This is a genomic window from Peptoniphilus sp., assembly GCF_050943655.1.
GTDB lineage: Bacteria > Bacillota > Clostridia > Tissierellales > Peptoniphilaceae > Peptoniphilus_A.
The window spans coordinates 1-14,571 of record NZ_JBMNPQ010000037.1 but is presented as its reverse complement, the minus strand read 5'-3'; the positions used below and the strand labels follow the sequence as shown (position 1 = coordinate 14,571).

Annotated in this window: 15 protein-coding genes and 1 pseudogene; 8 read left to right on the top strand and 8 right to left on the bottom strand. The window is 34.3% G+C overall.

Annotated features, from left to right (window positions below; genetic code table 11):
* Window positions 1-36: 36 nt before the first annotated feature.
* The 6 genes from sdaAA to ACOX6R_RS04840 all read left to right on the top strand — a co-directional run bounded on the left by sdaAA (window position 37) and on the right by ACOX6R_RS04840 (window position 7,504).
* The gene (gene sdaAA / locus ACOX6R_RS04865) at window positions 37-918 is read left to right on the top strand and encodes an L-serine ammonia-lyase, iron-sulfur-dependent, subunit alpha (protein ID WP_433447840.1); all 882 of its coding nucleotides are present in this window, start codon (window positions 37-39) and stop codon (window positions 916-918) included.
* Window positions 919-925: 7 nt separating this feature from the next.
* Window positions 926-2,143, top strand: coding sequence for a dicarboxylate/amino acid:cation symporter (locus tag ACOX6R_RS04860; protein ID WP_433447838.1), 1,218 nt, complete (start codon window positions 926-928; stop codon window positions 2,141-2,143).
* Between the two features lie 163 nt (window positions 2,144-2,306).
* Window positions 2,307-2,537 (top strand): preprotein translocase subunit SecG, encoded by a 231-nt coding sequence (secG, locus tag ACOX6R_RS04855; protein ID WP_433447836.1) that lies wholly within the window; start codon window positions 2,307-2,309, stop codon window positions 2,535-2,537.
* Window positions 2,538-2,559: 22 nt separating this feature from the next.
* The gene (locus ACOX6R_RS04850; protein ID WP_433447833.1) at window positions 2,560-4,563 is read left to right on the top strand and encodes a sodium-translocating pyrophosphatase; all 2,004 of its coding nucleotides are present in this window, start codon (window positions 2,560-2,562) and stop codon (window positions 4,561-4,563) included.
* Between the two features lie 129 nt (window positions 4,564-4,692).
* Complete coding sequence (locus ACOX6R_RS04845; protein ID WP_433447832.1) at window positions 4,693-6,378, top strand: M3 family oligoendopeptidase; 1,686 nt, start codon at window positions 4,693-4,695, stop codon at window positions 6,376-6,378.
* A 115-nt stretch (window positions 6,379-6,493) separates the two neighbouring features.
* Entirely contained in the window at window positions 6,494-7,504 is a 1,011-nt protein-coding gene (locus ACOX6R_RS04840; RefSeq protein WP_433447830.1) for an alpha/beta fold hydrolase, read from the top strand.
* 61 nt (window positions 7,505-7,565) lie between these two features.
* Here ACOX6R_RS04840 and ACOX6R_RS04835 read toward each other — a convergent pair whose 3' ends face one another.
* The 6 genes from ACOX6R_RS04835 to amaP all read right to left on the bottom strand — a co-directional run bounded on the left by ACOX6R_RS04835 (window position 7,566) and on the right by amaP (window position 11,166).
* On the bottom strand, window positions 7,566-8,309 hold the full coding sequence (locus ACOX6R_RS04835; protein ID WP_433447828.1) for a nitroreductase family protein: 744 nt from the start codon (window positions 8,307-8,309) through the stop codon (window positions 7,566-7,568).
* 55 nt (window positions 8,310-8,364) lie between these two features.
* Window positions 8,365-8,757 (bottom strand): HIRAN domain-containing protein, encoded by a 393-nt coding sequence (locus ACOX6R_RS04830; protein WP_433447826.1) that lies wholly within the window; start codon window positions 8,755-8,757, stop codon window positions 8,365-8,367.
* The gene (locus tag ACOX6R_RS04825) at window positions 8,758-9,612 is read right to left on the bottom strand and encodes a molecular chaperone DnaJ (protein ID WP_433447824.1); all 855 of its coding nucleotides are present in this window, start codon (window positions 9,610-9,612) and stop codon (window positions 8,758-8,760) included. It lies immediately after the preceding gene.
* Between the two features lie 93 nt (window positions 9,613-9,705).
* The gene (locus ACOX6R_RS04820) at window positions 9,706-10,248 is read right to left on the bottom strand and encodes an Asp23/Gls24 family envelope stress response protein (RefSeq protein WP_433447822.1); all 543 of its coding nucleotides are present in this window, start codon (window positions 10,246-10,248) and stop codon (window positions 9,706-9,708) included.
* 21 nt (window positions 10,249-10,269) lie between these two features.
* The gene (locus tag ACOX6R_RS04815) at window positions 10,270-10,611 is read right to left on the bottom strand and encodes a DUF2273 domain-containing protein (protein ID WP_433447820.1); all 342 of its coding nucleotides are present in this window, start codon (window positions 10,609-10,611) and stop codon (window positions 10,270-10,272) included.
* Window positions 10,612-10,620: 9 nt separating this feature from the next.
* On the bottom strand, window positions 10,621-11,166 hold the full coding sequence (gene amaP, locus ACOX6R_RS04810) for an alkaline shock response membrane anchor protein AmaP (RefSeq protein ID WP_433447819.1): 546 nt from the start codon (window positions 11,164-11,166) through the stop codon (window positions 10,621-10,623).
* A gap of 403 nt (window positions 11,167-11,569) precedes the next feature.
* Here amaP and ACOX6R_RS04805 point away from each other — a divergent pair, with 403 nt between their 5' ends.
* Window positions 11,570-12,769, top strand: a complete 1,200-nt coding sequence (locus ACOX6R_RS04805) for a dicarboxylate/amino acid:cation symporter (protein WP_433447817.1) — start codon at window positions 11,570-11,572, stop codon at window positions 12,767-12,769.
* 136 nt (window positions 12,770-12,905) lie between these two features.
* Here ACOX6R_RS04805 and ACOX6R_RS04800 read toward each other — a convergent pair whose 3' ends face one another.
* Complete coding sequence (locus ACOX6R_RS04800) at window positions 12,906-13,193, bottom strand: thioredoxin family protein (protein WP_433447815.1); 288 nt, start codon at window positions 13,191-13,193, stop codon at window positions 12,906-12,908.
* Between the two features lie 286 nt (window positions 13,194-13,479).
* On the opposite strand from ACOX6R_RS04800, the gene yaaA reads away from it, so the two are divergent.
* On the top strand, window positions 13,480-14,196 hold the full coding sequence (yaaA, locus tag ACOX6R_RS04795) for a peroxide stress protein YaaA (protein ID WP_433447813.1): 717 nt from the start codon (window positions 13,480-13,482) through the stop codon (window positions 14,194-14,196).
* A gap of 204 nt (window positions 14,197-14,400) precedes the next feature.
* On the opposite strand, the pseudogene ACOX6R_RS04790 reads toward yaaA, so the two are convergent.
* Window positions 14,401-14,571: pseudogene (locus tag ACOX6R_RS04790) on the bottom strand (glutamine-hydrolyzing GMP synthase); the annotation flags it as partial.

Genomic DNA, 14,571 nt, shown 5'->3' with positions numbered 1-14,571 from the left:
CCAAGATATCTATCTGCTAAATATGTGGAGGTATAAATGTTAAATACAGCTCAAGAAATAATCGATGTATGTAATGAAGAAAATATCCATTTATATGATTTAGTACTTAGAGAAGAGTTAAAGAACTCTAAAATGTCAGAAGAAGAATTTTTTAACGAATTACAGAAAGTTTTAGACGTAATGAAAGCATCTTCTCACAATACTTTAGAAAAAGAATATGAAACTGAATATAGAATGATTGATGGCTTTGCTAAGAGATTTTTCGACTATCAAAAAGAAAAAGAACCGATAACAGGAAAATTCTTAGTAAGAGCTATGGCTATGGCCTTTTCAACATCTGAGACAAATGCCAACATGGGTACAATTGCAGCCGCTCCAACAGCAGGCTCATCTGGAATAATGCCGGCAGCTCTCATGGCAATGAGGGAAAAATACGACTTAGATGATGATACACTTATAAAAGGGCTTTTGACATCTATAGGTATAGGGCAAATAATTGGTAAATATGCGACATTTGCTGGTGCCGAAGGTGGTTGTCAAGCTGAATGTGGTTCAGCAAGTGCAATGGCTGCAGCTGCTGTAGTAGAAATGCTGGGCGGAACTGTAGAAGAGGCACTTAATGCTGCAAGCATCACAATAATTAATGTAATGGGACTTGCGTGTGATCCAATTGCAGGACTAGTTGAATATCCATGTACTTTTAGAAATGCTTCAGGAATTATGAACGCACTTATATCTGCAGACATGGCAATGGCAGGAATAATATCTATTGTTCCTTTCGACGAAGTAGCATCTGCAATGGGCGAAGTAGGAAGACTACTTGACGCATCCATTAGAGAAACAGGACTTGGCGGCTTAGCAGGCACTAAAACCGGTCAAAAAATCAGAAGAGAATTTTTAAATCTTAAGGAGGATTAATCTTATCATGGCTGAAAAGAAAAAACTTGGTCTAATTCCAAAACTTATTATTGCAATAGTTCTTGGTATATTAGTGGGTAAATATTTACCAGCAGTAGTTTCTCAAATAGCAATCACTATATCTGGACTATTTGGAGCATTCTTAGGCTTCATCATCCCACTAATGATTATCGCATTCGTATCTAAAGGTATCGCTGACCTATCTGAAGGGGCAGGAAAACTTTTAGGAGTAACTGTACTTATAGCTTACTTATCTACACTAATTGGTGGATCACTATCTTACGGAATGGCTCACGCTATTTTCCCTAGTTTCATAACTCCTGAACTTGCTGAACAAATTCAACAAGCTTCAACTAGAGAATTATCACCAATATTTACAATTCCTCTAAATCCATTTATCGAGGTAACAGCAGCACTTGTACTTGCATTTATGCTTGGACTTACTGTTTCAGGACTTAGAGCTAAAGGCAGCGGAGAAATATTCTACAAAGCAATTGGAGAATTTAACGAAATTATTAATATTGTACTTGCAAAATTTGTTATTCCACTATTGCCATTCTTCATCTTTGGTAACTTCTGTAACATGAGTTACTCAGGATCAGTATTCGCAATTATGTCTATCTTCTGGAAGATATTTATCTGCATTATAGCTCTTCACATAATTTATGTAACACTTATGTTTATCGTTGCAGGATCTTACACAGGAAGAAACCCATTCAAGAGCTTGAAGGCTGCTATTCCTGCATATTTAACAGCAGTAGGAACACAATCTTCTGCAGCAACTATTCCAGTTAACGTTGAATGTAACAGAAACATTGGAGTATCAAAACAAATTAGAGAATTCGTTATTCCACTAGGAGCAACAGTTCACCTTCCAGGTTCAATGATTACTCTAACAGCTTGTGTTTACACACTACTTACAATGTATAACATGGATCACTCTTATGGACTAATCCTTAAATTCATAATGATTCTAGGAGTTGCAATGGTAGCAGCACCAGGAGCACCTGGTGGAGCAGTAATGAGTGCACTTCCATTCTTGCCAGTAGTAGGAATAGATCCAGAAAGTTCATTAGCTACAATTCTTATTTCACTATATCTAACTCAAGACTCATTCGGAACTGCAGCTAACGTAACTGGCGACAATGCTATTTCTATGGCAGTTGAAAAAATTTATTACAAATATATAGTTAAGCAACCAATACCAACTGATATTGACGCTTAAATTAAATAGCATATTTACCTAGGGACTTATCGTAATGACGAGTCCCTTTTAGAATGTTCAAAAATGCACAGATTTTTGCATACAATATGAATATTTCATTGAATTTGAAAGTTTACTGTGGTAGAATTTATATGTTATAGAAAAATGTGGGGAGGTAAAAATTTTGCAAACTTTTCTATCTATTGTAATTATTATTGCTAGCATTATATTAATTGCTGTAGTTGCACAAATGGAATCTGAACAAGCAGGACTTGGAACACTTCAAGGTTCTGAAGAATCAAGTCTTTGGGGAGCTCACAGAGGTTCTAGTAAGAAGGACATTCAAAACAGAGTTGTTATTGTCACTTCAATTGTTTTTGCAGTTGCACTTATTATTTTGGCAGCAGTTAAATAAAATTTAAGGAGGAAAAATTTTAATGAATATGTATTATCTAGCTCCATTAGCTGGTGTCTTGGCACTACTATTTGCTTTTTACAAAGCAAGATTTGTAGCAAAACAAGACGCTGGCAATGAGAAGATGAAAGAAATTTCATCACATATAGCTGATGGAGCTATGGCTTTCTTGACAAGAGAATACAAAGCTCTTGTTGTATTTGTAATTGTACTTGCACTTATTCTTGCAATTGGACTTAAATCAATTCCAACTGCAATTTGCTTTATTTTTGGAGCAATTTTATCTGTAGCTGCAGGTTATGTTGGAATGAAGGTAGCTACAAAAGCAAACGTTAGAACAACTAACGCTGCATGGAAAGGCGGCTTAGCAGACGCACTTGACATCGCATTCTCAGGCGGAACAGTAATGGGAATGTGTGTAGTTGGACTTGGAATTATCGGAATTAGTTTAGCTTATGTCTTTACTGGTGGAAATACTGAAATCATAACTGGATTTTCACTTGGAGCTTCTTCTATCGCTCTTTTCGCAAGAGTTGGTGGCGGAATTTATACAAAAGCAGCAGACGTTGGAGCTGACCTTGTAGGTAAAGTAGAAGCTGGAATCCCAGAAGACGACCCAAGAAACCCTGCTGTTATTGCAGATAACGTAGGAGATAACGTTGGTGACGTTGCAGGAATGGGAGCTGACTTATTCGAATCTTACGTAGGAGCACTACTTTCTGTTATTACACTTGGAGCAGTTGCTTATGGCGAAGATGGAGTTGTTTTTGGTCTACTTATTTCAACTGTAGGAATTATCGCATCAATTATCGCTGCATTTTTTGTTAAAGGTGACAAGAACCCACAAAAAGCTCTTAACATGGGAGAATATGTAGCAGCTGGAGTTACAATGGTATGTGCAGCAATTCTTTCAAACAAAATGTTTGGCAGCTTCACACAATTTGCACCAGTTATAATTGGTATCGTAGTAGGACTTATTATTTCTAAATTTACAGAATATTATACAGCTGATGATTATAAACCAGTAAAGAGAATTGCACTTGAGTCTGAAACAGGTCACTCAACAAATATTATCTCAGGACTTTCTGTTGGTATGATGTCAACAGTTGGACCAATCATTGTTATTGCAATTGGTATCGTTGCAGCTTACCTTGGAGCAGGCGGATCTAGCGAATCTATTTATGGACTTTACGGAATCGCACTTGCAGCAGTTGGTATGCTTTCAACAACTGGTATGACAATTGCAGTAGACGCTTATGGACCAATCGCAGACAACGCTGGTGGTATTGCAGAAATGTGTGAACTTCCAGAAGAAGTTCGTAACATCACAGACTCTCTTGACTCTGTAGGTAATACAACAGCAGCAATTGGTAAAGGATTTGCAATTGGATCAGCAGCACTTACAGCTCTTGCACTATTCGTATCATATATCAATGCAACAGGCTTAACTGGAATAGATATTTCTAAACCAGAAGTAATAGCAGCAACATTTATCGGAGGTATGCTTCCATTTGCATTCTCTGCACTTACAATGTCAGCTGTAGGTAAAGCAGCATCAGAAATGATTGACGAAGTTAGAAGACAATTTAGAGAAATTCCTGGAATCATGGAAGGAACAGCTACTCCAGAATATGCAACTTGCGTTGATATTTCTACAGCAGCAGCTCTTAAAGAAATGGTAATCCCAGGACTTATTGCAGTAGTAGTTCCAATTCTTATTGGAGTTTTACTTGGAACAGAAGCTCTTGGCGGACTTCAAGCTGGAGCACTTGTAACAGGTGTACTAATGGCAATCTTTATGTCAAATGCTGGTGGAGCATGGGACAATGCTAAAAAATACATCGAATCAGGAAACCACGGTGGAAAAGGTTCAGAAGCTCACAAGGCAGCTGTAACTGGAGATACTGTTGGTGACCCATTCAAAGATACATCAGGACCTTCCCTAAACATATTAGTAAAACTAATAACTGTTGTATCACTTGTATTTGCACCACTATTCGTAGCAGTTGGCGGAATTCTTTTATAATAATTTTATTAAGTGTATCGGTTAGGCCGGTACACTTTTTTTATAGCAAAAAAGAGACTTCTGATTTTTGTAATTGTGTCTGGGTAATAATAACAGCAGATTGTGATAAAATAATTAAGAGGTGACGTTATGAAATTTAAAGACTACAAATACGAAAGACCAAATTACGAAGAAGATAAAATTAAAGTTAATAACATGATTAAAAGATTCAGTAACTCTAAAAGTGCAAAAGAAGAAATTGAAATAATAAAAGAGATGGACGCCTTCAAAAAAACTCTTAGCACTAACATGAATCTTGCCTACATTCGTCACACTATTGACACGAACGACGAATTTTACAAAAAAGAACAGGACTTCCTCGACGAATACTCTCCGCACTATGCAGTTTTGGAAACAAAAATGTATGAAGCAGTGGACAAATCGAAATTTAAGGACGAATTAATAGAAGAGTTCGGTACACATTTATTTGACCTTATAAAATGCAAATTGATATTTAAAGACGAAGCCGTGCCTTATAAACAAAAAGAAAACCAACTGATTACAAAGTACAACAAAATAATCGCATCATGTCAAATAGAATTTGATGGCAAGACTTTGACACTTCCACAAATGGCTCCTTACACACAATCTATAGATAGGGGTGTAAGAAAAGCTGCAACAGAAAAAATTGCAGAGTTCTTTGAAGAACATGAAGAAGAAATAGATAAAATTTATGACGAGATGGTTCATGTAAGAACAGAAATGGCACATGTGCTTGGATTCGACTCATATATAGATTACCAATACAAAGCTCTAATGAGAACTGACTACGACAAAAACGATGTGGCAAAATATAGAGAGTATGTAAAAAAATATGTAACACCAGTTTATCTAAAACTATTAGAAAAACAGTCAAAGAGAATTGGAATAGATGACATGAAGGCATACGACACAAATATAATTTTCACAGACGGCAACGCAAAACCTCACGGAGGTCGCGACTTCTTAGTAGAAAACGCAAAGAAGATGTATGGAGAATTATCACCACAAACTGGAGAATTTTTTAACTTCATGTACGACAGAGATCTATTCGACCTTGAGAGCAAAAAGGGAAAAGAATCTGGAGGATATTGCACAACAATTGAAGATTACAACTCACCATTTATCTTTGCAAACTTTAATGGCACAACACATGATGTGGAAGTAATGACACACGAAGCGGGACACGCTTTCCAAGCATTCACATCAATGGATGGCAGAATATTTGAATACATCTGGCCAACATACGAAGCCTGCGAAATTCACTCAATGAGCATGGAATTTTTAACATGGCCATGGATGGAGCTCTTCTTCGAAGATGAAACAGACAAATTCAAATTTTCTCACCTATCTGGAGCCATTAACTTCATACCTTATGGAGTGACAATCGACCACTTCCAACACTATGTCTACGAAAATCCTGATGCAACACCAGAAGATAGAAAGGCGAAGTATCACGAAATCGAAAAAATGTATAGACCAAACCTTGATTACGACAACGAATTTTTAGAAAAAGGAACATGGTGGTATAGACAAGGTCACGTATTTAACGAACCATTCTACTATATAGATTACACACTTGCACAAGTGTGCGCCTTTGAATTTTTATTAAAATCAAGAGAAGATAGACAAAAAGCTTTCGAAGACTATTTAGAAATATGTAAGGTCGGCGGTCTAAAATCCTTCTTTGGAATCATGGAAGCAGGAAACATCAAAAACCCAATGGAAGATGGAGTATTGGAAGAAATACTACCTAAGCTATTAAAAATCTTAGACGAAATAGAAGAAAGACTATAAAAATAAATAAAGATTAGAAGACAGGTAAGATCCTGTCTTTTATTTTTTTTCCTGTTAATGTCTTTTAATCACACCAAATGTTATAATATTTTTGTATTTTACTTTTGGAGTTTTTATGGCGATTTTTATTTTTATTATTTTAATTTTTATTCCACAGTTTTTTTATGCGATAAAGAAGAAGGAGAATCTAAATTTTTCTGATTTTAAGAGTTTTAGTTTTGATGCGACAGAAGATGTGCGTGATGGTTTTATTCATGTGAGCTTTAAGTCCTTTGATAATTTTACTCTTGACTGCAATTTATATGAAGCGGAGGAACCGAAGGCAATTGTTCAAATTATTCACGGTGCACTTGAGCACAAAGAGAGATACATAGAGATGATTAATTATCTTTTAAAGAGTGGATACAGCTGTTTTATTTCTGATAACAGGGGCCACGGCAAGAGCACTTCTTGTGATTATCCCCTTGGATATTTTAAGAATTATAATGAAGTTGTTATGGATAATTTTTTAATTAATGAGTATCTTAGAAATAAATATCCCGGAAAAGAGATCTACATATTTTCTCATTCTCTTGGTTCAATTTTTGCGAGAATTTTTTTGCAAGATTTTGACGATAAAATAGATAAGCTCGTAATGAGCGGTCCGCCTTATTTTAATCCTCTATCTTATCCAGTAAAGTTTCTAGTAAATATTATTAATTTTTATTTTGGGGAGAGGCGCGTTGCTCTTATTTTTAGATTTTTGTATCACGATAAGAAAAGAAGCCTATCCTACTCGAGTTATGATGAGAAAAATCTTTATGACATAAAGAAGGATGACCTCATGCCGTCTTATTTTTTAAACAGGGGATATGCTTCTGTAATTGATGCAAATAAGGACATGCACAAGAAAAGTAGATTCAAGCTAAAAAACCCGGGCCTTAGAATTTTAGTTATCGCGGGAGATAATGATCATTATGCTGGATATGAGAAAAAGCTTAACAGGACGATAAGGGCGATGAAAAGAATTGGGTACAAAAATATTAAAAAGATTATTTATAAGGACATGAAGCATGAGATTATTCACGAAAAGGATAGGGATAAAGTGTTTTATGACTTGGTAAAATTTTTTGATGAGTGTATGTAGATTGGGATTGCAAAAATTTAGAATTTAAATGAAAAACTCCTGGATTTACCAGGAGTTATCTTTATAATTTATAACTATTTTTGCGCGCAACTTCCAAGAATTTGTTGCGTTTTTCAAGAGAGTTAAGAGTTTTTTTGTAAACTTGGTCAGAGAAAGAGTCCACACGTCTATTTGCATCGCGAAGGTCGTAGTAAGTCGTCATCTCTTCGTCGTAGTCGTGGAATGTTTCTTTGTAGTCTTCGAAGTGGGTGTAGGTATTTTCAAAGACTCTAAGCTCTTTTGGCATTTTTGGTTTCATCTGTGGACTTTGGTTTGGATGTCCAAATCCAACTCCTACTACTGGGAAAGTTAGTTTTGGAAGATCTAGTATCTCTATCATTTTTTCTGTGTCATTCATTATTGATCCGATAAAGAATGCGCCAAGGTCCATTGATTCGACGATGGATACCATATTAGTTGCAAGTATCACTGCATCGTTAAGTCCCTGTACAAATATATCTACATTTGATGTTGTGTCGTAATTTCTGCCAAAGTCACGGATTAGGCGGAAGTTTCTATAGTGGTCTGCGATAAATATAAATAGTTCTGGAACTCTTGCGATATATTCTTGATTGCCGACTTCTGCGATTTGTTTTTTCTTTTCTTCGTCAGTGATTCTGATTATACTTGCTTGTTGTAGTCCGTTGGAAGTTGGGCTGTGCATCAATGCGTCTAAAATTGTTTGTATAGTTTTTTCGTCGATTCTCTCGTCTGTAAATTCTCTTATCGTCCTTCTGTTTTCCAGAGTCGTTAGTAAGTCTTTCATTAAAATCACCTCTATATTGATATTATCAGATATTTACGCTTTTTCAAAATTTCATTTATTCGTGAAGAAATATTTCTATCTCAATTTTTACCCAATCGCCAACAATCTCCTTCGTCTTGATTTTTCCAAATAGGAGCTTTCCTGCATCCATAAGCCTTGCAAAGACGATGTTGTCTTTTTGTGGAACATAACCAATTTTTACTCTGTCCTCAGTCTTTATTACTATTGCTCCCTCGTCGTATGGATTTTTCGGTTCGCGATAAAACTTTAGTCTATCTCCAATTTTCAAGTCTTTCTCGATTTCGTGAATATTTTCTATATGGGTTGTGCCTGCGATGTGGGTTTTAAATAAAAATATATCGCGTTCAAAGGGAGTGGGGACACTTGGAAGTTTGTGATTTATGTTAAATGCGGGGAAGAAGCTTCCACTTGGTTTTATTTCGCTCATCTAATCACCTAACATTTCTTTAAGTTTTATGCGGTAAATTGTCTCACGTTCGCTGTAATCTGCAAGTGCCTCAAGTAGGTCATTTCGCCTCAAATCTATATTTTCTTCGGAGTCTATTATGAATTTTAAAATATAGGGCACATCATTTTTAATTTCGTCAATTTCTATTTCGATTTTTGCGATTATGGATAAGAGTTTATGTCTTTCTTCCTCCAACTCCTCTAGAGAATTTTTATTTGTATATTCTTTGTCTCTTTTGTCAATGAGGGAGTCGATTAGAATCATTGTATCGAGGTCGCCATTTTTATATGCATCAAGAGCCTTTTGGAATAAAAACTTGTCAGACTCTGTGAAGTTTTTGCAGATATCTGGGTGCAAGAGTTTTACTATTTTTAGATAGAGAGCCTTTAATTTCTTGGCGTCTTCTTTTGAGAGTGCTTCAAGAGATGAGTATTCTTTTGCAAGTTTTATGTTTTGTAAGTATTCTTCAAGTTTTTTCTGATATTCGACAAATTCTTTATCTAGAATTTTTTCAATTTCTTCTATGTTGATATCCTCATCGCGATTTTTGTAGGACTGCACGAGGTCAATTTTTCTTTTGAGGCGCAAAACTTCAGTGGATTTTTCGTAGACTTCCTTTTCAAGTTCGCCAAATATCAGCCAGTATTCTGTCTCTATATTTTGACAAATTACATATTTTAGTTCGTCGCGCTCAGTAATTAAGTGAGATATTGAAGCTTTTATATCGCGAAGTTCTTTTAACTTTTCTAGAAATACATCAGATACTTCTATTTTATTTTCATTATTATGGTCTTCTAAGTTAAGTAGAAAATTTGAAAGATAAAGTAAATTCATAATTCACCTCCATTATTATATTAATTATACACCTATAATAGGAAATTAAGGCATAAAAAAACTGCCGGGATCACCCAGCAGCTTTTAAATCTATTATCTTAAAGAAGATCCTTGGTCATAATCTTCTTGTTGACCTCTTGATTTACGTTTTTTAAGTTCAAATTCTTTTTTAGTCATTACATCGTCAACGCGAACATTAACTTCAACAACTTTAAGTCCAGTCATTTGTCCAACTGATTGTGCAATGTTTCTCTTTAGTTCTTCAAAAACTTTTGGAGCAGAGTATCCATATTCAAGGATGATAGATACATCAAGTGCTGCTTCTTTTTCTCCAACTTCAGCTGAAATACCTTTTGTCAAGCTGTAGCCACCGAATTGTTCAGAAATTCCTGAGAAGAAACCGCCCTTCATATCTAGTACTCCAGATACTTCGTTACAAGCAATTGCAGCAATTTTTTCGATAACTGAATCTTCAAATGTTAATTTTGATTCGTGTTGTTTTGCTTCTTCTTTTGCATCATCAAAGTTATCTTTAATGTTGTCTACAAATTCTTCTCTTTTTTGTTTGTTTTCTTTTTGTTCTTGTTCTTTCTTGTTAATACCTGCTATTTCGTTATATTTTGCTTCGTTAGCCATAATACATCTCCTTAAATTCTTTTAATATCTCTTAAAAAATCTTTCTAACATGAATAAAGTTCTCGGATCACCATCTTTGTATCTTCCATATAAATTTCCAATGAGATACAAGATGACAATTAAAAGTGTTCTGAAAAAACCAATTGATAAAAGTAGTATTGCGATTACCAGGGCAACGAGTGTATATTTAAACTCGTTCCAGTGTAATTTAGTGAAATTGTCAAATTTGTTTCTAAAAATTGAAACTTCTTTGTCTTTTTCTCTTTCTTTCTCAATTACAACTATTTTTTCATTGGATTTCTCGTCATTTGGGTTCTCATAATTATCTTGATAATCCGGAAAACCTCCATAATTATTAAGCATATGAGCCTCCTATACTACTCTCTTATTGGAATCCTTCTTAATGTCATAAAACTTAACGTCAACTCTATCTACTGGGTAACCAGTAAATACTTCCAATTCTTTCGTAACATCTTCTTTAATTGCATTTCCAAGTGAATTCAAATCTTCGCCTTCATATACCCCACAAAGAACTTGTGCAGATATTTCATTGTTTTTGCCGTTTTTAACTTTCACATTCGCTTTAGAGTCTCTAATCTCTGGATACTTGTTGACTGTGTCAAGCACATTGTTTTCAATAGCTCTTGATGTAATTAGCATCTCACCAGATTTGTCCTTATCAATTACATAATTATTAATTGTAGGAAGAGCGATAGCCCTAATTAGAATTACTAAAGCAAATAGTGCACCCAAAATCGATACAATTGTGAAACAATAGAAAAACCATGTTTTAGTTTGGTAATTGTTTAAAACTGTTGTAACTTTGCCATAATCATAAATCATAAAGTATGAACAGAAAATGGCGAGTAATAGGGCAATAGCAAAAATAACATTAATCCATTTTTGCCATTTTTTCAATCTCATTCCCCCTTTTTGAGTATCTAATTCATAATAGTGTTATCATCTTATATTCAATGTATATCCGATAAAATGTATATCCGATAAAATGTATTTTATTCATAAAAGTTTAATTTATTTTGGATTATTTTCAATATGTTAGGAGAAATACAATATAAGAATTTTGTATTTAATAAAATTTACACAGGATAAAGCACTCTTTAACGCTCCAAACTCAGTACCTTAAGCATTGTACAAGTGAACAATGTTCAAAAAACAAAATTACAAGAAATGTTTTAGAAAAAATCAAAATTTCCCACTTTAAAGTAAAATATTTTTACAACTTATGATGATTTTATGACTATACAATGGTAAAATAATAAGAAAAAGTATAGTTTTTTTATTATTTCAAAAGGAGGAGAAAATGAAGAAAAATAGCTTTTTTAATTCTTTAGTATTCAAGCTCTTGCTTGGAATTATTATTGGAATTTTTGTGGGAAGCATCTGTAGCGAGGGCGTTATAGTTGTAATCGACTCAATTAAAAGAGTTTTGGGAGATTTAATTGGTTACATAGTTCCACTAATCATCTTAGGTTTTATAACTCCTGCCATTGTTTCATTAAAGGAGAGTGCAGGGAAAATTTTGAGTGTCACTCTTGCAATCTGTTACGCATCATCAGTTGGTGCAGCTACAATGAGCTTCTTAGCAGGAAGAGTAATAATTCCAAAACTAAACATTGCATCTCAAGTTGGAGCTGGCAACATGATTCCAGAATCAATTTTTAAATTATCAATTGATCCTATTATGCCTGTTATGACAGCACTTATAACATCTATATTATTTGGAATCGCCGTTATCATGACAAATTCTGCCACTTGGGAAAATTTGCTTCTTGAACTAAATAAAATTGTACTATCAATTGTAAACAATGTAGTTATAAAAATACTTCCAGTCTACATTGCAACAACTTTTGCAGTTTTATCTTATGAAGGAACAATCATTAGCGAACTTCCAGTATTCTTAAAGATAATCTTAATCGTAATAGTGGGACACTTCATCTGGATGACTCTTATGTATTCAATTGCCGGTGCAATTTCTAAAACAAATCCTAAAGAAGTATTTAAGCATTATGTTCCAGCTTACCTTACAGCAGTTGGAACAATGTCATCTGCAGCTACACTTCCAGTGGCACTAAGATGTGCAAGAAAGTCAACAACTCTTGATCCAAAGATTCGTGACTTTGCAATTCCACTTTGCTCAAACACTCACCTTTGTGGATCTGTACTTACAGAAGTCTTCTTCGTAATGACTGTATCACAAATTTTGACAGGCAAACTTCCTGAAACATCAAACATGATTGTATTTATATTCCTACTTGGAATTTTTGCAATCGCAGCACCTGGCGTGCCTGGAGGAACTGTTGTAGCATCTCTTGGACTAATTACATCAGTCCTTGGATTTAACGACACAGGAACAGCGCTTATGCTTTCAATCTTTGCACTTCAAGATAGCTTTGGAACAGCTTGTAACGTAACAAGCGATGGAGCAATTGCACTTATGGTTACAGGAATATTTAAAAAAGTACCTGGAAAGGGAAATAATCCTGAAGTCAAGGGCGCATAATTATTAATGAATTATTAATGAGAAACCAGCTAATGTTGGTTTCTTTTTTAGTTTCTTAAAGAGCCATTAATTTATGCATTAAAAAAGATTCTAGAGCAGTGGCGCTTTAGAATCTCTCTTATTTAAATATAATTAATCATGAACTTATTGCTCTTAAGAATTTTTCAAAATCAAAAAATCCCGCCATTCTTTCGACTTCGACTCCATCTCTTAAATAAAGTAGAGTGGGGAAGGAGAAAACTTGAAACTCTCCGCGAAGTTTAGGGTGATCAGATAATTTAACTGACATAAATTCACCTTCTACGTCTTTAAGCTCCTCGAGACTTTTCATCTTCATGCCTTGACAGAGTCCACAGTCATCGCCTTCAAAAAATAAAAAAACTTTTCCTTTATCATAATCTTTATTAAAATCTACAACTTTCATAAAAACTCCTTCATTGATGATTATATTTTAATTATAAAATTTTGATTCATTCTCTTATTGATTTATTTTATATTTATACCCAAATCTGTAGTATTAATGAGTGCAAATACTTATAACTACTGGTTTACCACAAATACGCACTTTAAAATATGACGATTTCTTGCAAATACGCATTTTAATTTATGCCAAATTCCTGCAAATACGCATTAGAAATTATTTAATCTTTCCCAACCAAATATATTTTAGAAAATATTGATTAATTGTTATAATAATTTTGGAGGTAGATATGAAGATTATATTCTCGCCGAGTAAGGAAATGACTTTTGAAAATCCAGTTTGTGAAGAAGCAAAATATTCTGAAAAAACTAAAAGGATAATAGAAGAGCTTAAAAAATTAAATTCTGATGAACTCAAGAAACTATACAAAGTATCGGATAAAGTTTTAGAAGAAGTAGAAGATTTTATAGAAAACTTTGACAAAAAAGAAAGCTACAGATCTATAGAAATGTATAGCGGTCTATCTTTTAGAACATTTGACGCCACAAGTTTAACAGAGGACGATAGAAAATATTTAGAGAATAGATTAAAAATACTCTCTGCATTTTATGGACCGGTTTCACCAGAGAGATTAATAAGACCATATAGGCTAGATTTCAATACAAAATTAAAAATAAATGGAGAAAGCTTAAAGAAATTTTGGAAGGATGAATTTAATAATTCCTTTGAGGATGGAGAGGAAATAATAAATATAGCATCAAAAGAATTTTCGGACTTATTAGATAGAGATAAATTTAAAATAATAGACTACGAATTCTTTGAAAACAAAGGCGGAAAACTAAAGAGTCACTCAACAATATCAAAAAAGGCGAGGGGACTTATGTTAAGATTTTTGTGCGTGAATAAAGTTGTAGATGTCGAAGGCACAAAAAAATTTAATTTAGACGGGTTTGAGTATAGAGAAGACTTGTCGGAAGAGGGGAAGTTTGTTTTTGTTAAAGAATAAAAAGAGTGGATGCATGTTCAGTTTAAGCTGCTGGATGCAATCCACTCTTTATATTTTTAAAATTTTTAAATACTTTGTGGCTAAGCTTATCTTTCGCCGTAGGTTGCTAAGGTTAGCTCCCTTTGGTCGCTACAACACTTGAGAACCCTGACAGGGGTAATTCCATCAAATTCGTCTTCGCTACGCTCGATGAATTTGATGGAATTACTCCCATTCTATTGTAGCTGGTGGTTTACTTGTGATGTCATACACTATTCTGTTTATGTGATCCACTTCGTTTACTATTCTGTTTGATACTTTATCTAATATGTCCCAAGGGATTCTTGAGAAGTCCGCTGTCATAAAGTCTGTTGTTGATACTGCTCTTAGTGCCAA